Source organism: Streptomyces sp. NBC_01525 (assembly GCF_045040405.1).
GTDB classification, from domain to species: Bacteria; Actinomycetota; Actinomycetes; order Streptomycetales; family Streptomycetaceae; genus Streptomyces; species Streptomyces benahoarensis.
Genome location: NZ_CP109397.1, coordinates 1,086,686 through 1,108,551 on the forward strand (window position 1 = coordinate 1,086,686; position 21,866 = coordinate 1,108,551).

Consider the following 21,866-nt stretch of genomic DNA (forward strand, 5'->3'; position numbering starts at 1 on the left):
AAGCGACTTGTGTTAACTTCCTCTCCACCAGGACGCCCTCCACGCAGGCAGAGCGATGCTTTCGCGCCGGGAGCGTGACGTTCCGCGGCCTGTGCAGAGGCCCCATCGACCGAGGAACAGGCGTCGGCACAGCCATCGGATGTCTAGCCGCTTTATACCGAGAGGTCTAAAACGGGAGTCCTTGCCCCGGCGGGACGTTCTGGTCGAAGAGCCTCGACGTTGGGGTGGAAGGCGAGAACTGACGTGAGCAGCACCATCGTTGCCGATATATGCAAGATCGTCGTCAAGGCGCCTGAGCGCTCCTTCGAGATCGGTCTACCGGCCGACATGCCCCTGGTCGAGGTGATGCCCTCGCTGCTGGAGCACGGCTCCGTCCCCGGCGGCGACCTCGACGAAACGGGTGTGGAGCACGGCGGCTGGATCCTCCAGCGGCTCGGCCGCCCCGCCCTCGACGAGGAGTCGACCCCCGCCGACCTGGGCCTGCGGGACGGCGAAACCCTCCATCTGCGGCCGCGCCGCGAGCAGTTGCCGCCCGTGCACTTCGACGACCTCGTCGACGGCGTCGCCACCGGTATGCGCGAGCGCGCCGACCAGTGGGGCCCGCAGGGCACCCGGCGCCTCGCCCTCGGCTTCGGTTCCGCCGTGCTGCTGGCCGGGCTGGTCCCGCTGGCCACCAGCGGCCTGCCGCTGCTGCACTCCGCGGCCACCACCGCCGTCGGCGTCCTGCTGCTCCTCGGCGCGATCGCCGCCTCCCGGGCCGTGGGGGACGCCGTCGCCGGTACCACCCTCGGCCTGCTGGCCGTCCCCTATCTCTTCGTGGCGGGCTGGTTCGTGCCCGCCGGACCGGCCGGTGACCCGCTGCTCGGGGCGCGGCTGCTGGCCGGTGCCGCGGCCGGTTCGGGCGCCGCCATCCTGGCACTGGCCGCGGCGGCGTCCGCGGCGCCGCTGTTCACCGCCGTCCTGCTGGGCTTCTGGCTCACCGCGGTCGGCGGGGTCCTCGGGCTCACCGCCGGTCTCGGGCCGTCGGAGGCGGCCGGTCCGGTCGCCGCCGTCACCGTCATCCTCGGCACCTTCGTGCCCCTGCTGTCGTTCCGGCTGGCCGGACTGCGGCTGCCGCCGCTGCCCACCAACGCCCAGGAACTCCAGGAGGGCATCGACCCGGTGCCGTCCACCGATGTGCTGGAGCGCACCCGCGTCGCCGACCGCTACATGACCGCCCTCTACGCGGCCTGCGGTCTGATGTGCGCGGTGTGCCTGGTGGCGCTGTCCACCGGGCGGGGCTGGGAGCCGCTGGTGCTCGGCTCGGTGCTCAGCGTGCTGCTGGTGCTGCACGCCCGCGCGATGGCCGGTACCCGCCAGCGGCTGTCGGTGGTGCTCCCCGGCTGCCTCGGTCTGCTGCTGCCCGCCGTCGGCTTCGCCTGGCACGGCTCCCCCGGCACCCGCGCCCTCGTCCTGCTGGCGCTGCTGATCGTCGGCGCCGGGCTGGTCATCGCCTCCTGGGCGCTGCCCGGCCGTCGGCTCGTCCCGTACTGGGGCCGCGCCGCCGATCTGCTCCACTCGGCCTGCGCCGTCGCGCTGCTCCCCCTCGTCCTCATCGATCTGGGTGCGCTCGGCGCGCTGCGGGCCTGGCTGAGCTGACGTCCCGCGGCGCGCGGCGGACGACCGGCCCCGCGCGCCCTCTCGCCTCTTCCCGGTGGGTCCGCGACCGGCGCGAACGCACCGTCCGGTCCCGACAACACAGCCCGGCAGCGGCGGGCGCGGCACGGTGGTAGGAGAGCAGATGCAGTCACGGCGGGACCAGGTCCAGGCGTATTCCTTCGTGGTGGGACGCCTGACCTCCAGCATGCTCTCCGCCGATCCGGACGCCCTCGACACCCATATGGGCCGCACCAAGCGCGGGACCGTCATCGGGCTGGTCATCGGGGTGCTGCTCTGCGTCGGGTTCGCGCTGTCCGGTCTGCTCTTCCCCGGACGGTCCACCTCCTGGCAGCAGGCCGACGCCATCATCGTGGAGAAGGAGACCGGCGCCCGGTACCTCTACGGCGGCGGGGAGCTGCGCCCGGTCCTCAACTACACCTCGGCGAAGCTCGCCATCGGGGAGAAGGGCCTGGTGCAGGAGGTCTCGCGGGAATCACTGGCGGGCGTGCCACGCGGCACGGCGATCGGCATCCCCGACGCGCCCGACTCGCTGCCGTCGGGCGACGCCCTCTCCCAAGGCGCCTGGCAGGTGTGCGCCACCAGCCGCACCGGCGACGACGGACGCGAGCTGGCGACCACCTCGGTGGGGATCGGCGTGAGCGCCGCGAGCCCGCCGCTGCCGGACGCCAAGGCGGTACTCGTCCAGGACGCCAAGGAGAACGTCTACCTGCTGTGGCACGGTCAGCGGCTACGGCTGGACGACCGGAGCGGCGCCGTGCAGGCGCTCGGCTACGGCACCGTCGACCCGGTCGCCGTGGACGAGTCGTTCCTCGCCGCGATCCCCGCCGGTCCCGATCTGACGGCGCCGGACGTTCCCGGGCGCGGCTCCGCGGGCCCGGTGATCGGCGGGTCGAAGCGGCTGGTCGGCCAGTTCTTCGTGGTGCACACGCCCAGCTCCGCCGACCAGTACTACCTGCTGACCAAGGACGGGCTGGTGCCGTTCACCCTCACCGGCTCCCAGCTGCTGACCGGCGACGCCGCCACCCGGAAGAAGGCGTACGGCGGCTCCGCGCCCGCCGCGATCGCCCTCACCCCGGACCAGGTCCGCCCGGCACTGGCCAAGGGCGGCCCGGCGGAGTTCCTGGCCGGGCTGCCCGCCGCGCCGCCCCGCGCCGTCTCCCCCGGCGGCTCCGTCCCCTGTCTGACCGTCACCCCGCACGGGAACGCCCCGCTCCAGCGGATCAGCCTGACCGACCGGCGGCTGGCCGGTGGCCGTCCGATCGTGCCGCGGCAGAGCACCGCGCCGGGCTGCCCGCAGCCGGGCCTGGTGACCGCGCAGCCGGGCACCGCGGTGCTGGCCCGCCCGCTGCCGGGCCGCGGCGGCGAGGGCAGCGGCCGGAGCACCGGCGCGCCGTACCTCGTCACCGGGGACGGCACCAAGTACCCGCTGGCCGACGGCTCGGTGCTGAAGAAGCTGTCGTTCACCGAGCCGGAGGCCGTACGACTGCCGTCCGCGCTGCTGCGCCTGCTGCCGACGGGCCCCGTGCTCGATCCGGTGGCGGCGGCGCAGCCCGCGCTGACGGCTCCGCAGGCGCCGGAGGACCCCGAGTGCCGCGCCTCCGGAAGCTCCACCGCAGACTCCGGGAAGGGGGCGGCCGGATGACGCACCGCCTTCCGGCCACCCCGGCCCGGATGCCGTTCACCGCACGTTCCCGCCGGGACACGGACACCGGGTCCGCGTCCGGCGCCGATCTCCAAGGAGCCCAGCATGGGAGCCGGAAACCAGCTCACAAGCAGTGAGCATGCTCTCCAGATCGCGGCCAAGGCCATCGACAACACGCACGCCAGCTGCCAGAACATCCAGACCAGCGTCGAGAACAGCAAGATCGCGCTGTCCGGCAGCTGGACGGGGAACGCGTCGGGCGGCTTCGGCAACGCCCTGGCCACCTGGCAGACGCAGCTCAAGGCACTCATGGACTCCCTCCAGGCGATGGGTGACCAGCTGGGCGGCACGCGCAACAGCTTCACCAACACCGAGTCGGAGGGTGTCGGCCTGAGCAAGAACTGGGTGACACAGACCAGTCACCACTGAGCGACGTGTGGGCGGACCGCTCTCGACGGTCCGCGACCGGGCGGCCTCCGGGCGGCCACTCTTCCCCTGTCATCCCATCGATTCGTGAGGACGCGCCAGATGGAACTTACCGATTTCAGCACCAACCACGCAGCCATGGACCAGGGCCATCAGGAGCTGGTGAACTACACGCAGACGATCGAGAACTACCTGGATGAGCTGAACGCCCAGGTCAACACCGTCCGCAGCGAGATGTCCGGTCAGGCCATCGACGCGTACGACAACGCGCACCGCGCCTGGATCCAGAAGGTCGACGAGATGCGCGCGACGCTGGGCATGGGCGGCAGGACGCTGGGCCAGGTCCGGATGAACTACCAGCACGTCGACGGTACCGAGCAGGCCAAGTGGGGTGCGCTCACCACCAGCTGACGGACCGTGCGGACGGCGTGCGGAGCGAGGTCTCCGCACGCTGCCCGTACCCGTAGCCCCCGTCCGCGGCGGGCGCCCTCCCCCTCACCACTTCGTACTTCCGCGCCGATCAGCGTGGCCCGCGCCGCGTGCGCGCGCCCTCACCCAGCAGGAGCGAGACATGGCGGACGACAAAGGAACCGTGACGTTCACGAAGGCGACCCTGGAGGGTTTCCGGACGAACGAGCTGACCCACCTGCGCGAGGGGGCCGACCAGGCCCGCGTCCTCCTCCAGGCGTTCCAGGGCGCCAACAAGCTGCTGCCGGGCGGGACCAACTACCAGCCGGCCGTCGACCTGTCGAACCGCTTCAAGGAAGCGGCGACCGCGCTGCTCAACGAGCTGACCACGGCGTACAACCTCTCGGACAAGATGATGGTGCAGCTCCTGGAGACCAGCACCGCCATGAGCAACATCGAGGACGAGAACACCCAGCTGACGGCCCAGCAGCTCCAGGAAATCATCGGCAGCGCGCTGGCGGCGGGCGGCAAGGGCTCCGGTGGCTCCAGCGGTGGCTCCAGCGGCGGCACGCAGCCGCCGGGCTCCTCCTCCGGCGACAACCAGGGCGGGCAGAACACCGACGGCGGGCAGCACACCACCGCCTGATCTGCGTGGCGCCAGGTCCGTGAGGGGACCCCGGCCGCCTTCCGCCCCCCGACCGCATCTCACGCAGGAGCAGACCCATGGCCGACCCCACGACCTGGCCCGAACTGCTGAACTCCTTCTTCCAGAAGGGGACGGCGGGCAGCGGCACTCTGGAGCCGATCCCCGCCCTGGAGGACGTCACGAAGCCCCCGTGGACCCGCGCCTACTGGAACTACGCCCTCGGGCGGGACCCGTGGCAGGGCATGTGGGTCACGCGGTACGACAACGGGCGCAGCGTGGAGATGACCGCCGGGGTCGGCATGGTCGACGGCGACAAGGACATGGACGGCAAGGACTCGCCCTGGCCCAGGCTCAACATGGGCTCCAGCAAGGTGCTCACGGCGCTCGCGGGCTCGGGCACCGACGTCACGTCGATACCCAGCTTCACCTACGCCGAGCAGCAACTCCAAGGCGCCATCCAGTACTTCAACAACTACCACATCGGTCTCGACCAGTGGCGGGCCAAGCTGGACAACCCGGAGAGCGGCTGGAAGGGGTCGGCGTCCGCCGCGTTCGCGGACGTGCTGCTGCGGCTGTCGCGGGCGTTCGAGGAGATCGACAACCTGACCGGCGGCCCGAGCGGCTCCGGCGGCTACCTGGGCGCCATCAACCAGGCCGGTCAGGGGCTGCGGGCCGCGGTGAACGAGATGCAGGAGATCTACACCGGCTGGCAGCAGCAGCCGGCGTGGTCCCCGTACGGGGCGGTGCAGCAGATCCTGAGCCGGGTGGGCGTGAACCACAAGGACAACCCCGGTAACACCCTCGCGGGCACCACCCAGCTCACCCTCGACGGCCAGGAGATCGGGTACATCGACCAGGAGGCCACCTGGCAAGCGATCGAGGCACAGGCCAAACAGCTCTGGCTGCAAACCGCCCAGCAGCACCTCAACGGCATGGTCGGCGACGTCCACATCAAGCTGGCGCAGGCGTACAACACCGCGACGCTCGCGCTCAAGCCCGTACCGACGAGCATCGAGAACGCGATCAACGGCGGCGGCTACGGGGGCAGCACGACCCCTCCGCCCAAGCCGCCGGGCACGGACGACGACAAGAACCCGGACAAGGACACCGACAAGGACAAGGATCTGCCGCCGAACCCTGAAGGGAACACCGGCGACGGCAACGGCGACACCGGCAACCTCGACCCGGGGAACACCGGCGACGGCACCGGCGGCGGCACCGGCGACCTCAACCCGGGCCAGACCGGCGACGGCAACGGGACCGGAGACTTCAACCCCGGACACACCGGCGACGGCACCGGCGGCGGCACCGGCGACCTCAACCCAGGTCAGACCGGCGACGGCAACGGGACCGGAGACTTCAACCCCGGACACACCGGCGACGGCACCGGCGGCGGCACCGGCGACCTCAACCCGGGCCAGACCGGTGGCAACGACCGGAACCAGTACATCCCGCCGTACCTGCGCCATCCGGGCAACGTGCCGCCCCCGGGCAACACCGATCGCCGGAACCCGTACCGGTACCCCAACAACCGGAACACCACCTACAAGCCGCCCCCTCCGGGCCGGACCGACACGCGGCGGTGGACGCCGGACGAGAGCAAGAAGTACACGCCGCCGCCGGTCTCCTCGAACCGGTTCCGTCCCGGGACGAGCACCGGCTCCGGCAACATCCCGATCTCGTCCAACGGCACGGGCGGGACGGGCGGTTCCTCGGGCGGCACCACGGGGACCAACGGCGCCAACGGTGTGCGCAGCCCGATCGCCACCTCCTCGTCCGGCGGCAAGAACGGTTCGAGCGTCCCGGTGTTCCCGCCGATGGCCAACGGCATGGGCGGCGGCAAGGGCCAGGAGAATCAGGAGCGTGAGCGCACGACCTGGCTGGCCGAGGACGCGTCCGTCTGGGGCACCGACCCGGAGATGGCGCCCACCGTACTCGGCCGGCCGGGCACCCAACTCTTCGCCGACACCGCATATCTGGGAGAGACCGATGAATGGCAATCCGCTCCTGGGCCGTATGGAGAACGCCCTGGAACGTCTGGAGGAGGCCCGCGTACAGGCCAAGGAGGCGCGGGAGAGTCTCGACAGGGTCAGCGTGACGGCTACGGCCAAGGATCATCTGCTCAGCGTCACGGCTGACGCCCGGGGCCGGGTGACCGGCATCAAGCTGCACAGCACCCGCTACCGGTCGATGGCCGCGGCGGAACTGGCGAAGGCGTTGCTGGAGACGGTGCAGCGGGCGCAGGAGGACGCCGCCGAGGCGAAGGAGCGGGCGATGGCGCCGCACCTGCCCGAGGGGCTCGACCTGAAGGCGATGACCGAGGGCCGTTCGTCGCTGGACGACCTCCTCACCGCCTTCACCCGGGGCACCCTCCCCGGCCAGCAGCAGGGATAGCAGGGCGGGCCACCCCGCGGGAAGTGAAAGCGCCGTGCCGTACGGGATGCCGTGCGGCACGGCGGTACGGCGGCACCACCCGGGCCGCCGGTGTGCGACGGATGTGATGGGGACGAAGGGAGACGGCCGTGGCCGAGATTCTGGCTGCCGACCTGAGCGGGATAAACCACGGTGCCACCCAGACCGACGACCTGTCCGCCATCACGAGGGAGATCTACGCGCAGACGCAGACGGTCTCCGGCATGGTGAACGAGGCATGCGGCTCCGGCGACGAGACGTCCGAGCAGCTCCGGAAGACGTTCCTGCCCGCGGTCGACGCCTGCCATGAACTGCTGGCGAACCTCGCGGTCGCCTTCCAGCAGGCGGCCGAGGACACCCTCGGCACCCGGACGTCCTTCGCCAACGCCGAGGACGCCAACATCGACGCGTCCCACCGCCTGAAGCAGCGGATGCGGTGACCCGGTGGTCCTTTACGCGCCCCCGGAGGTACAGGGCTTCTTCATCGTCCTGACGGGCCAGAGCTTCAGCAACGCGAACGAAGACAAGCTGCGGGACATGGGCGACGGCTTCGGGCAGATCCGCCAGGCGCTGGAGCATCTGCCCGAGCAGGTGGTCCACGCCGTCAACACGGTCCGCAACAGCATCACGGGGGACACCGCCGACGCGTACGCGAAGTCGCTCTCGGAGTTCACCACGGGTGACCGCAATTACGTCCGGGCCGGTCAGGAGATCACCGGCGGCCTGGAGAAGGTGGCCAAGTCCTCCTCGGTCAACATCGAGTACATGAAGATCATGGCGATCCTTCAGATCGCCGAGATGCTGATCGAGATCATCATCGCCATCGCCACGTTCCAGTGGGAAGAAATCCCCGAGATCAAGATCAAGACCTCGACCTATCTGCAACGCCTGCTCCGCTCCCTCCTCGACCACCTCGCGATGCACGTCATCCTCAACGAGTCCATCGGCACCGCCCTGGACGGGCTCGCGCAGCGCATCCAGATGGCGAAGGGCCACCGCGACTCCTGGGACGCCAGCCTGACCAAGGACGCGGCGCTGGGCGGTCTGCTCGACGGGCTGTTGGAGGGTCCGCTGTCGCTGCTCGGCGGGAAGGTCGGCAAGAAGCTGTCCGACCTCTTCGCCGGTCCGATCGCCAAGAACGTCGCCAAGCAGATCACCAACGAGCTGTCGGTCGCCACCGACACGGTGGCGGGCACCACCTCCAAGAGCCTGTCCCACGGCATCCAGGACATCGTCACCAAGAACGCCGACGATCTGCTCCGCCCGCTCGGCGGCTCCGCAGCGGGCAAGGGCGTCGGCGAGACGGCGACGAAAAAGATCAGCGACGACTTCGGCGATCTCTTCGCCCACACGTTCAAGGACACGATGGGCGAACAGGCCGCCCGCGACCTCGGCAAACAGTACGGGAACACCTTCGCCAAGAACTGGGGCAACGAGAGCAGACCCGCGCTGAAGGAGGTCCTCGACCACGGCGGCGGCCAGCACCTCAACCCCGCCGTGCACCAGTCGCTGGCGAACCTCTCCGACACCACGCTCAAGGCCATCCGGGACCAGCACGACCACATCGCCACCAAGGCCAGCCACTTCGGCGGGATGACCGGCGCGGTGGCCGGTCAGGCGTATCTGTCCGAGGGCTTCTACAACCTGCTCTTCTCCGACGACAAGAGCTTCAACGTCACGGCGATGTCCGGCGCCTCGGCCGCGGCGGGCCAGGTGGCCACCCACGCCGGAACCGTCGGCGGCATCGCCGGGGTCGCCGCCCTGACCCACGCCGTCAAGAACGCCCCCGGCCCGCTCCCCACCACCGTCGACGGCGACCGGGGCCTGCCCTCGTCCAACGAGCCGAACGCGTACGTGCCTCCGGCCACGTCCAGCGACGGCCAGCAGAACGCGTCGACGGACACCACTCCCACGGGCGGAGGGCAGCAGCCGACCACCACGAACCAGAACCCCGTAGGCGGCTCGACGGACACCTCCACGCCCTCCTCGTCCCAGCAGAACACCGCGAGCGGCGGCAGCGGCGGCAACGACGGCAACCACCGCCCCCCGACGTCCGGGCACTACGAGGACGCCGTCTCCGTCAAGGACGACGAATCGGTCACCGATGACGTGTCCGTCGTGGACAACGAGTCCATCACCGACGACAAGTCCGTCATGGACACGGAGGGCGTCACCGAGGACGACCACCACACGGCAACCGTCCAGGCCACTGCCCTGAACAGCCATCAGCAGTCCGCGCCCACCCAACAGAACACCTCGCAGACGAACACCGCGCAGACATCGCCGAAGTCCGAGGCCGTGAAGAACGGCGCCACCCCGCCGGTCTCCGATCACCAGGGCGGCACGCAGCAGACCGCGCACACGGAGGACGGACAGAAGCAGACGGACACGGGCACGGACACGTCGAACGAGGAGACGTCGGGGGGGCAGACCGGCGAGCCGCAGAAGATCGCCACGTCCTCGCACTCCGACGACACCGCGTCCACCGACCACTCCACCGCCACCCCCGAGAACCAGTCCGACGGCACCCAGAAGCAACAGCCGCAGACCACTCCGGCCTCGTCCGAGAAGATCACCGACGAGCACCGGACGCCGCAGCAGGAACAGCAGACGCAGGAACAGCAGCAGGCCCAGAAGCAGGAACACGAACAGAAGCAGGAGGAGAAGCAGGAGCCGGAGCAGAAGCAGCAGACGCCGACGCCCGAGCAGCAGCACGCGCAGCAGAAGCAGGCGGCGCCGGAACCGTCCGGCAGCAAGTGGGGCGATCTGACCACGCTCACCGAGCGGGATCACGAACCGGCGCCGGTGACACCGCCGGAGTTCGTCACCCAGCAGCGCAGCGTCGTCGGCGAGCACCTCGTGAACGGCGACACCTACCACGTGCTGAGCGTCCCGGGCGATGGTGACTGTCTGTTCACCTCCGTGTTGGTGAGCGCCTACCACCAGAACACGCTGCCCGAGATCCGGGGGCTGGACGTGCAGGGCCTGCGGAACCATCTGGCCCGGCACATCGAGCAGGCCGACACCTCGGAGCTGGGGCCGCACCACGTCGACGACCCCGTCCAACTCGTGGTCGCCGAGGCGTTCGCGAATCCGGCGACGCCCTTTGACGCCCCCCTCGAAAGAGACATCCGTCAGCGCCTGTCCGGCGAGGACGCCAAGAAGCAGCAGGAGGCGTGGCAGGACCTGCTGCGGCAGAGCAGGTTCACGGGGCTGGCGGACATCGTCAGGTCCCCGGCGGAAGCACGGGAACTGGGAACCAAGGGGCTGATGGTCAAGGCAGCCCAGAACGGCGACGGGCTCTGGAACTCGCCGTTCGCCGACGACTTCGCGCGGCTTCTCGGTGAGTCCCTCGGCGTCAATGTCACGCTCAAGTCCCTGGACCGGGGCACGCTGCCGCTGCCCACCGGAGAGGGCAGCCCGCTGTACGTGCACTTCGACGGCGGCGGCGCGCACTACCAGGCCATGGCCAAGACCATGTCCGACATCCCGCACGACACCACCGCCGAGCCCCGGCCCGACCCGTCACAGGACAAGACCGAGCAGCAGGACACGCCCCACCAACGGGAGAAGCCGAACCCGGAGGAGAAGCAGGAGCAGCCGAACGGCAACCGTCAGGACAACAACCACAACGACAGCCAGAACGACGACCGGAGCGACAACCAGCACGACGGCCGGCACACCCCTCAGCACGACGACCGGAACGACGGCCAGAACGACGGCACCCATCAGCCTCCCCCGCAGGAAACCCCGCCCAAGCAGGTCGAGGTGCCGCAGGGCTTCGGGAAGGACGGGCGGTACGGGCTGGGCCAGTTCGGGCGGCTTCAGCGGTTCGGGGGCCTCACCTTCGGCGCGGGCGGGGAGCGTCCCGCCAGACTCCACACGCTGGTCCGGTCGGCCCTCGACAACGTCCACGGGCAGCGCGGGGGCCTGCACGGCGGCCAGCTGAAGCCCGCCAACCGCGACCGGCTGGCGGACAAGCTCTCCGACCAGCTGTGGAAGGACCTGTCGGGCGACAACGGGCAGTACCTGGCCCGGAAGCTGTTCGACGAGGACGGGCTGAAGCTGCGCGTCCCCGTGGGCCGGTTCGGGAACGCGTACACCGTCACGCTCAAGCTGAGCGATGTGCACCACGATGCGGCGCAGCACCTCAACGCGCCGGCGCCACAGCCGACGTCCTCCCCCACGCCCGGCTCCGCACCGGTCAAGGACACCAAGGCGACCGGGCAGCTGCTGTTCGGTGAGAGTGACAAGGGGCAGCGGGAAGCGGCGGTCAACTACAACGTCAGCGACAGTTCGACGGTGAGCAACAGCCGCAGCGTGTCGGCCACCACCTCGCACGCCTCGACCGTGAACGACGTGGGCGTGAAGCCCAAGGTGACGCTGACCGGCTCCTCCAGCTCGTCGAAGGGGCACAGCAACCTCACCAACACCTACGTCCGCCCGGAACTGAACCTCGCCGGGACGCGGGAGCACTTCGGCTTCGAGGGCGCCACACTCTCCGTCGACATCCGCCGCGACGGCGGCGGCCGGCACTGGACGGGTACCGCGAAGGACACCCTGGAGGTGACCTTCCCGACCGAGCTGACCGATCCGAAGGCCCACCACACCGAACATCCCTGGGAGGTGCGGAGCGGCGCCTCGCCCACGGCGCGGCAGAAGCTCGCGCAGGCGTTGCAGAGCATGTTCTTCGTCGCCCAGGAGAGCCACGGCCAGTCGTCGCTCGTCTCCGGCCTGACCAAGCCGTACGCGTCGATGGGCCCGGACTCGGCGCCGCGGCGGATGCTGGACAACTGGTTCAGCGAACACGGGATGCTGTGGAGCGTCCACCGGATGCTCAGCTCCACGCTGCTGCCCTCCACCGTCCACAAGGGAACCCGCTACGCCGCCGAGACGCGCGCCGGGGTCACCTCCATCCGCCGGGTCGGTGACGCGACGCAGGTGGGCCTGGCCGGCAACACCCGCGACTGGAACTCGGTGTTCCACACCGCCTCCAAGGGCGGCGGCAAGTCCCTCGACGCGACCGTCGTCATCGGCCCCGAGGCGCTGCCGATGCTGTCCTTCCCGGTCGGCTTCAGCCTCGGTACCAGCAACTCGGCGTCGCTGACCGAGGGATACACCGGCGGTATGTCCCACACCACCCGCTTCAACGGGCCCAGCGTGCCGTACGAGCTGAAGCTGCGCGTCGAGGCGGGCCTCAACCCGGTGGGGAGCGCGGACTTCTCCAGCACCCGGGACGTGACCGTGATCATCCGCGTCCCCGAGCACCTCACCGACCACTTCGAGCAGCAGCTCGCGGACGTGGCCCGGCAGGACGGCGGCCACCTCACGCAGGAGCGGAACACCACCGACGAACACCCTGAAGAGCGCCCCGAAGAGCGCCCCCAGGAGAACCCCGACGAGATCACCGAGGTCCCGCGGGAAGACCACACGGACCACCAGAACGGCTCCGAGGACCGGCTCACGCCGCCGGAGCGGCCCCCGACCCGCGGGTTCTTCAGCGTCTTCGGGCTCCAGGGGCTCGCCGACCTGCCGAAGACGTTCCTGCACGACGCGCGCCGCGTCGAGACGCGCACGGAGTTCCGGCACAAGAACACCGCCCGGGAGAAGGAGCACCGGCACGCCCTCAACGAGTTCCTGACCACGCACTTCCATGCCGACCAGCTGTCCCATATGGCGTCCGACGTGCTGAACGGCGGCGTCCGGCGGACGTTCCGCAGCCCGAAGGGCGACAACGGTCAGCTGCTGCTGCACTTCGGCGTCTCCGCCCGCCCCGCGCGGCCCGGCGAGGAGGCGCAGGCCTGGCGGCTGCCGGTCGCCAACGGCACCGTGCAGAAGTGGCCGACGAACTGGTCATGGCTCCAGGACTCCCAGGGCCAGACCACCAGCCAGTCGTTCACCGTCGGCGGCACCCTCTCCGGGAACGTCACCGACGAGTTCACGCTGACCCCGGCCGACGCGTTCTTCTCCCGGGGCCGCGACCACTCCGAGTCCGACGGCATCACCACGTACGGCTTCTCCCACATGGGCGCCAACACCTCCGGCGAGATGTGGCACGACTCGTACCCGGTGGTCTTCGAGATGACCGTGGAGGCCGAGCACGTCTCCGGTACGAAGGTGCTGAACGAGCAGCAGAAGCCGGTGCTGACGAAGACCGTCAACGGCCGCGCCGACTATCTGGTCCCGAAGTCGCTGCCGGTCGAGGAGCGTTCCGCCACCGAGGAGACGCCCACCGAGCAGACGAAGCACCAGGTCACCGTCGTGGACGTCGAGCCGGACGCCCTCGGCAGGAACAAGAGCTACCCGCCGCTGAAGACGCCGGCCGACATGACCGAGAACCGGATCGCGAACCAGGACCGCATCGATCACGTGCACGGCGCCCTGGACCTCCAGCGCGAGGCGGCGAAGCTCTTCGAGGCGGCGGGCATCCCCCGGCAGGACGCCGTCCCCTACGTCGAGAAGCTGCTCACCCCCGACCAGCTCAAGGGCATCCTCAACCGCGACGCGCAGGCGTCGGCCGGGCGGCTGGTCCGGGAGAAGACGTTCACCGACAACAACGTGCAGTTCGTCGTCGAGGCCATCACCGTCAACGACAAGAGCTTCGAGCAGACGCAGGAGCTGTCGAACTTCACGCTGGACGAGGCCATGAGCCGCTTCACCAGCACCGACAAGACGGTGATCACCCACTCCCACGGGCTGGGCGCCTCGCTCAGCGGCTCCAAGGAGAACGGTGATGACTCCGGCGGCGGTTCGGGGGATGCGTCCGGCGGCAAGGCCGTGTCGGACGGCAAGGCCACCGTCAAGGTGACCAGCATCCACCCCGGCCAGTTCATCGACCAGACGCTGCCGCACCGCCAGCACGAGGCGGACGTCATCTGGCGGCTGAGCGTCGTCCAGCGCGACACCAACCTGCTCGGTACCTGGGGGACGCCGCAGGTCCTGGTCAAGGACGTCCACGTCGAGGGCGGTGTGTCGTATCTGCGCCCCGAGTACACCAAGGTGACGGCGGCGGAGGCGAAGGTCCCCGAGCATCTGGCGAAGCTGCCGCTGACGGCGATGACCGTGGACCTGTCCCCCCGGAACACCGATCCGACGGCGACGGGGCAGGACGGGAACGGCACCCCCGCCGGATCGACGCCCCCGGTGTCGTCCTCGATCCTCAAGACGGTGGAGAAGCTTCTTCAGCAGCACGCTCCGGACGCGCTGGGGAAGAACCACGGGTACCACACACCGGGCACCGTGACGGAGGCCGGGGGCGACAGCATCTTCGACGCCCGCACCCTGCAGAGCACCAGCAGCCTGCTGCGCGGCACGGGCCTCCACGTCCGCATGCGGACGGACGGCTTCGGCCACCACACGTACACCAACATCGTCACCCAGCTGACCCGGGGCTCCGGCGGCGCGCACTTCACGGGCAAGATCTCCAAGGGCGTGCTCTCCCGGTACACGCAGTCCCACATCCGCGTCGAGGAGGCGCACTCCCACACCGTCAAACACTCCGGATCGTTCGGCGGCGGCGGCTCCGGCGGCAAGGGCAGCAACGGCGCCTCGCCGTCCCTCTCCTTCGGCTTCGGCCGGAGCACCACACTCTCCGACAGCGACGCGATCATGATCCGCCGCCACGACGCGTACTCGACCGCCGAGGAGGAGCTGTACGTCTACGAGGTCGACAGCACGATCGACCTCACCGTCGAGAGCGTCAGCCACGCGTCCCAGCTGGTCAACGCCCTGCTCCTCGGCCAGGCCGCCACGATCAAGGGCGGCGCCGAAACGCTGTGGCAGTACGTCACCCAGCACGAGGACGGCACGCACACCCTCTCCGTCCCCGTACGGGAGGAAGTGGTCGTCGCCCGCTCCGAGCTCTCCCCTGAGCAGCTCAAGCAGGTCGAAGAGCAGACCGGGAACCGGACCGGGAACCAGGCCGCACACCAGGACCTGCACACGAAGACGCCGCCCCCGCGGCAGACACCTACGGATACGCAGACGCAGACGCCGCCCCCGCAGCAGACTCCGAAGCCGATCGGCAAGGACGAGTTCCGCAACCACGGCGTGCTGGTGGACATGAACGAGTCGTCCTCGCGGAAGCTCTTCGACGACCTGATGAAGGAACTGAGCGCGCACGACGGCGCCCCGAAGAAGTTCGCGGAGAAGGGGCAGGCGGGCCGCGAGCAGCTCCGCCAGCTCCTCAACTCCCGCGAGCTGGCCTGGCATCTGCACCGCTCGGGCCTCGGCAAGGCCACCGAGGACGACAGCACCTTCGGCGCGCGGCTGACCACCGAAGCCGGTGTCGCGACGCTCACCTACGGAAAGCTGCGGCTCACCTTCACCCAGCTCGCATTCGGCTCGCCGGAGGGCTGGGTCAAGGGCACCTCCGAGCGCTCCGACTACCAGTACCAGTACAACACCCAGTCCCACGCGGTCGGCAAGGACCGCAGCGTCGGCGGCGGCGCCACCGCCAACTTCGCCGCGGCCACCGGCAAGATGACCCAGAACCTCGCGGGGAAGTTCAAGCAGGGCCGTACCGAGTCGCACGACAGCGGCGCGTTCACCTCGATGCCCACCGAGTCGATCGACCGCACCGTGCACTGGCTGCGCCACAGCCCCACGAAGCTCAAGGTCGATGTGCACGTGGCCGCGGACAGCTCCGTCGACCACTTCGACCTCGGCAACGTCACCCGCAACGACGTCTACCAGGGCAGCTTCGCACTCGACGACATGCTGCAACTGCGGTACTCGCCGGAGGCGGTGGTCCGCGAGGTGGGCGGCGTCACCGAGGCGGCGGTCCAGGTCGACTCGGGCTGGTACCTCGCCCCGCACCACGCCGGGGACGAGCAGCAGACCGCCACCATGCTCGACGCGCTGCGCACCGCCCAGGAGTCGGACCTCACCGAGGGCCGCACCACCTGGCATGTCACCTCGGGCGGCGACGGCACCGTCCTCGTCCGCGACCGGCGCCTGAGCGAAGCGGACTTCCTCGACCGGTACGTCCGCCCGCAGCTCACCCCCGAGCAGAACGCGGACCTGCACCGCCTGATGCACTGGGAGGGCCAGGACACCCCCGGCGCCACCCGCCGGCTCCACATCGACACCTCCGCCCGGCCGACGTCCGATGCGTCGCACGACCACCGGGACGAGAACCAGGACGACGGCGGGAACGAGAACCGGGACGAGAACCGCGACAACAACCCGAACGAGAGCCGGGACAGCCGGGACAACACCCCCACCGAGCCCCCGCACGACAACCACGACAACCACCTCACCGAGCCCCCGCACGAAACCCCGGACGACAACCCGCACGAGAACCCGGACGACAACCCGGACCCCACCCCCTCTCAGCCGCTCCCCCTCGTCCACCAGCCCCAGGTCCCCCAAGGCTTCGGCGACGGCGGGCACCACCCGCTCGGGCAGTTCGGTTCCGTCGTGCGGATCGGGGACATCCCCATCGGCGTCCCCGGGCCGCGTCCCGCCTCGCTCACAGAGCTGGTGCGGTCCGCCGTCGACCAGACCGGGACGACGCTGAAGCCCGGCCACAAGAACGCCCTGGTCAACAAGCTGGCCACCGATGTGTGGCAGAAGATCTCCGGGCCCGAAGGGCCCCTCCTCGTACGGCAGTTGCTGTCGAAGGACGGGCTCACGCTCGATCTGTACGACGACCGGCAGTCGAAGTACCGGTTGAAGGTCCGGCTCGACGGGCTGTCCCGGAACGGGGCGACCCATCTGCCCGATCACCAGGCCACCCGGAAGCTGCCGTTCGGCGCGAAGGTCCGGGGGCACCGCGAGGCGACCCTCAACCGGCAGTACGGCGGCACCCACACCACCGGCAACGCGCGCGCGCTGACCAGCACCACGTCGTTCAAGCCGACCGCCGAGCACGCGGTGCTGAGCCTCGCCTTCAACCTCGGCGGCTCGTCCAGCGCCTCCGCCGGGCAGAGCTTCCTCCACAACTCCTACGACCGCCCGGAGTTCGTGTTCAGCGGCGACCAGGAACACTTCGCCTTCCCGCACGCCACCCTGAAGGCGGAGCTGCACGGCGTCCCCAAGGCCGTGCAGCACCAGGCACCGGTCCACCGGCCGGTGCCGGTCGAGGTGGCCTTCCCGCACGAACTGACCGGCCACGAGGCCCACCACACCAGCCACGACTGGGAGGTCACCCCGCGCACCCCGGACGAGCGGCGCCGCGTCGCCCGCGCGCTCCAGGACACGTTCTTCCTCGTCCGGGAGAGCAGCGGGCAGGAACAGCTCGCGTCGCTGCTGGCCGGCCCGTATCCGCACATGGGCCCGGGGTCGCGGGCGCGCGAGTTCCTGAACCACTGGTTCGGCGAGATGGGCACCGTCGCCCATTTCTCCCGGATGCTCAGCGCCACCCGGCTGCCGTCCGTCCACAGCGACGGGCACCACTACGTCTCGGACGTCCGGGCCGAGATCCTGTCCGTCAAGCGGACCGGCGACGCGTTCGACGCCGGGCTGGCGAACAACGTACGGGCGTGGGACTCGCTGTTCCACACCACTTCCCAGGGCGGCGGCAAGAGCTTCGGCGTGGATCTCACCGTCGGCCCGAAGCTCTCCGACCACGACCCGTCGCTGTCGTTCCCGTTCTCCTTCGCGCTGAACAGCAACAACTCCTCGTCGCTGACCGAGGGCAACACCGGCGGCATGCTGGACACCGTCCGCTTCAACGGGAAGAGCGTCCCGTACGAGGTGCACCTCACGATGGAGGCGACGCTCACCGAGGTGGGCGCGCCGGCGATGCCGCCGCACTCCGTGCCGGTGCGGCTGGTCGTGCACGTCCCGGAACATCTGACGGACCACTTCGAGTACCGGCTGGCGCACGCCATGGGCCGGCCGGCGCACCCGCCCCTGGAACTGACGACGCCGCCGCCGAGCCCGCCGAAGTTCGGAATGTACGAGGGATTCGGGGTCTCCGGGCTGTCGCACCTCGTGGACCACTTCCGGAAACAGGCCGTCGTGGCGGAGCGGGACATCGGCTTCTCCCATCTGACGCCCGAGCACCGCACCCGCCACCTCGACCAGCTCAACCGCTTCCTGGAGATCCGGTTCCATGTGAACGAGCTGTCCCGCAAGACCAAGGAGGTGTTCGGCGACGGGCTGCATCTGACGTTCCTCGGGCCGCGCGGCGACAACGGCACCCAGCTGCTGCTCCACTTCGAGGTGCGGGGCGAACACCGCCAGGGCGACGGCACCGACGGCCCGTGGCGGCTGCCGGTCGACGACGCCACCGTCCAGAGCTGGCCCACCCACTGGAACTGGCTGTCCACGACCGACTCCGTCGGCAACGGCCAGTCCCTCTCGCTCGGCTTCTCGATGTCCGCGGGCGGCGGCGGGATGACCTTCACGCCGCCCGGGCTGAACTTCGGGCGTTCCCGTGACGTCTCGCTGACCAACGGCATCACGACGTACGCGTTCTCCCACCACGGGACGAACGCCTCCGGCACGATGTGGCACGACCACTACCCGGCGCGCTACCACGTGTCGGTGCACGCCGAGAAGATCACCGGCACCGCGTCCGAGACGTCCACGCCGCACGTCACCCACCCGAACGGCGGGGTGCAGTACCTGGTGCCGAAGTCGCTCTCCGACCTGTCGGTCATCCAGCACGCCGACGATGCGGCCGGCGACGGTCCGCCGCCGGTCGCGCAGCGGGCGCCGAAGCCGACCTGGAACGGCAGGACGATGACCTTCTCCGACCTCGTGCTGCCCGACGGCTTCACGCAGGAGCGGCTGGAGTCGGGCGACCGGATCGACCACGTCCGGCACGCCCGTGCGCTGCGGGAGGCCGCGGCGGAGCTGCTGGCCGAGCTGCACGTACCGCCGTATGTCGCCTCGTACCTCCAGCACATGATCACCACCGACCAGCTCAAGGGAGCGCTGAGCAGTGAGGCGAAGGCGCTGCCGGGCCGGTTCGTGGTGGGGAAGCAGTTCGCGGACGCCCATGTGTATCTGATGGCGGAGGCGATCACCGGCAACAAGCGGCCGCTCAGCGCGGAGACGCAGGAACTGTCGTCTTTCAGCCTCACCGAGTACATGCTCCGGCACACCCAGAAGACGCAGATCTCCGGCGGGAACGCCTGGACGTCGGGCGGGAGCATGGAGTACGCGGGGAAGCAGGGCGACAACGGTGGCAGCGGCTCGGTCGGCTACTCGGAGACGTGGAGCCGTTCCAAGGCGCGGACCACCATCGAGATCGACGACACCCACCCCGGCGAGTTCTCCTCGATCGACGTCCCGCACGAGCACCACGCCATGGACGTCGTCTGGCGGCTGAACATCGCCGTCACCAAGAACACCATGCTGGGCACCTGGAAGGCGGACGGGCTCAGCGCCACCCTGCACGTGCCGGGCGGCGCGACATTCCAGCGCCCGGTGCTGGCCGAACGGACGGCGGAGGACGCCGATGTGCCGCCGACGCTGGAACAGTTGCCGATCCTGTCGATGACCACCGGGCTCACGCCGGTGCCCGGCGCCCCCCACCTCGCAGCCAACGGCCCGCACGAGCAGAACGAGCCGCCGCGGGAGAACCACGAGGAGCAGCGTCAGGAGACCCACGACGACGGCCCCGGCGACCGGACGCAGGTGCCGAACGGGCAGCCACCCGTGCCGGACCGGACGCTCTCGCAGCAGGTGCTCGGTCAGCTCGTCACACTGCTGTCCCAGGCGGCGCCGCAGGTCCTCGGCCCGCTGAACACCCTCAACGCACCGGCCGGGGCCATGAAGTCCATGGCCGACAGCATTCTCGACGGCGCCTCGCTGCGCGGCCTGTCCAGCCTGCTGCGGGACACCGGACTGACCCTGCGGCTGCGCACCGACGGCGTCGGCCACCACACCTACGTCGACGTCCACCTCCGGATGGACCGGAACGCGACGGCGGCCCGCTTCACCGGGAAGTCGGCGCACGGCGTCCTCTCCCGCTACATCCAGTCCAACACCCGTATCGAGGACCAGTTCAGCGCCTCCACGAAGCACAGCAAGGGCGTCACGCTCGGCGCCGGGGGCAGCGGCGCCGGGGGCGGTGCCGCGCTGTCGGGGTCCTGGAACCGATCCACCGGGAACGGCGTCGCGAACAACAGCAGCGTCATGGTCCGCCGGCACGATGCGTACACGACCGACGCGGAGGACCTGTTCGTCTACGAGACCGACGCGACGCTGACGCTGACGGTGGAGAGCTCCTCGCACGCCTCGCAGCTGGTCGACGCCCTGCTGCTCGGCAAGGCCCACCTCGTCGAGGCGGGCCTCGACAAGGCCGCCACCTGGTTCTCGCCCGGCCGGAGCGCCCCGCACGAGATCACCGTCCCGGTCCGGGAGGAGGTCCTCGTCCCCCGGTCCGAACTGCCGGTCCCCGTGACGGGCACGCCCACCCCGCTGACCCCCATCACGTCCCAGGAGTTCCTCAACCACGACGTGCTGGTGGACATGGACGAGCGGGCCGGGCACACGCTGTTCACCGAGCTGATGACGCAGCTGGCCGGGCACCCCGGCGCCCCCAAGGTTTTCGCCGACCCCCGGCACGGCGGCCATGTGCAGCTCAAGCAGTTGATCGGCGCCCGGGAGCTGGCCCGCCACATGGTGCGCACCGGCCTGGGCACCCCGACGACGCGGACCGCAACGTTCCCGGTGCGCATCACCGCGGAGGGCGGCGTGGCCACGCACACCCACGCCCGGGTCACCGTCGAGTTCGTCCCCGGCAACCTGGGCCTGTCGCAGGGCTGGCACCAGGGCACCGGCGAGCGGGCCGACTACGACCTGCAGAACGACATCGACGCGCACACCGACAGTCGCGGCACGAAGCTGGGCGGCTCCGCCGCCGGCAGCTTCGCGGGCGCCAAGCAGGGGTTCTCCGCGTCCTCGTCGGTGACGCACACGCTGGAGCACGACTCCGGCGGCCAGGTCGCGCTGCAGAAGAACTCCGTCGACCGCACCGTGCACTGGCAGCGGCACACGCCGACCTCCGTGAACGTGGTGGTGAAGGTGGCCACGTACGACACGTTCGACGCGTTCGGGCTGCCGAAGATCTCCGACAAGAACGTCTTCGAGGAGACCTTCACCCTGCACGACGCGCTGCAACTGCGGTTCAGCCCCGAGGCGGTGCTGCGCGGCGTCGGCGGGGTGCAGCCCGGCGCGATCCGGGTGGACTCCGGCTGGTACCTGCCCGCACACCCTTACGGCGACGCCAACGGCGCGCAGCAGAAGGCGATGCTGGACGCGCTGCTGACGGCCCAGAAGACGACGGCGGACGACGGCCGGCAGACCGTGCACCTGACGTCCGCGGGCGACGACGTCCTGGTGGGCGGCGAGCGGATGAGCCGCGAGCAGTTCCTCGATCGTTACGTGAAACCGCACCTCAGGCCCGAACAGGCGGCGAGACTGGATGAGTTGGTTCAGTGGGACGGCGGGGCGGGCGCACCGCTCCTGCTCCACCTCGACCTGCCGGGCGACGCCCTCGGCACCCACGGCCCGCGCCCGACGACACCCGAGCCGGAGACCCCCGGCCTGCTGGGCCTGCCCGAGGCGTCAGAGAGCCTCAAGACCTGGGCCGCCGCGCTCCACACGGCACTGGACGCGGCGATGGAGCACTACTGACCGGCATCCGGACCACCGCCGGGCGGAACGCCCCCTCCGCGTCCCGCGTGGCGGTGCCCCCACTCCCCCGAACACCCG

Annotated in this window: 9 protein-coding genes; all 9 read left to right on the forward strand. The window is 70.3% G+C overall.

The annotated features are described in order from the left end of the window. Window positions 1-243: 243 nt before the first annotated feature. The 9 genes from eccD to OG422_RS04925 all read left to right on the forward strand — a co-directional run bounded on the left by eccD (window position 244) and on the right by OG422_RS04925 (window position 21,788). Window positions 244-1,638, forward strand: coding sequence for a type VII secretion integral membrane protein EccD (gene eccD, locus OG422_RS04885; protein ID WP_405740068.1), 1,395 nt, complete (start codon window positions 244-246; stop codon window positions 1,636-1,638). A gap of 142 nt (window positions 1,639-1,780) precedes the next feature. Beyond that, window positions 1,781-3,301, forward strand: a complete 1,521-nt coding sequence (eccB, locus tag OG422_RS04890; protein ID WP_405740071.1) for a type VII secretion protein EccB — start codon at window positions 1,781-1,783, stop codon at window positions 3,299-3,301. A gap of 105 nt (window positions 3,302-3,406) precedes the next feature. Continuing rightward, complete coding sequence (locus OG422_RS04895) at window positions 3,407-3,730, forward strand: WXG100 family type VII secretion target (protein WP_143941927.1); 324 nt, start codon at window positions 3,407-3,409, stop codon at window positions 3,728-3,730. Window positions 3,731-3,829: 99 nt separating this feature from the next. After that, window positions 3,830-4,138 carry a WXG100 family type VII secretion target gene (locus OG422_RS04900; protein WP_143941928.1) on the forward strand — a complete coding sequence of 103 codons (309 nt, stop codon included), beginning with the start codon at window positions 3,830-3,832 and terminating at the stop codon, window positions 4,136-4,138. 160 nt (window positions 4,139-4,298) lie between these two features. Then, complete coding sequence (locus OG422_RS04905; RefSeq protein ID WP_143941929.1) at window positions 4,299-4,781, forward strand: hypothetical protein; 483 nt, start codon at window positions 4,299-4,301, stop codon at window positions 4,779-4,781. Between the two features lie 77 nt (window positions 4,782-4,858). Then, window positions 4,859-6,919, forward strand: coding sequence for a hypothetical protein (locus OG422_RS04910; RefSeq protein WP_405740075.1), 2,061 nt, complete (start codon window positions 4,859-4,861; stop codon window positions 6,917-6,919). After that, window positions 6,876-7,175 carry a YbaB/EbfC family nucleoid-associated protein gene (locus OG422_RS04915; RefSeq protein WP_405740078.1) on the forward strand — a complete coding sequence of 100 codons (300 nt, stop codon included), beginning with the start codon at window positions 6,876-6,878 and terminating at the stop codon, window positions 7,173-7,175. The genes OG422_RS04910 and OG422_RS04915 overlap by 44 nt, the downstream gene beginning before the upstream one ends. Window positions 7,176-7,303: 128 nt before the next feature. Continuing rightward, complete coding sequence (locus tag OG422_RS04920; protein ID WP_143941931.1) at window positions 7,304-7,633, forward strand: hypothetical protein; 330 nt, start codon at window positions 7,304-7,306, stop codon at window positions 7,631-7,633. 4 nt (window positions 7,634-7,637) lie between these two features. Beyond that, on the forward strand, window positions 7,638-21,788 hold the full coding sequence (locus OG422_RS04925; RefSeq protein ID WP_405740082.1) for a hypothetical protein: 14,151 nt from the start codon (window positions 7,638-7,640) through the stop codon (window positions 21,786-21,788). Window positions 21,789-21,866: the final 78 nt, after the last annotated feature.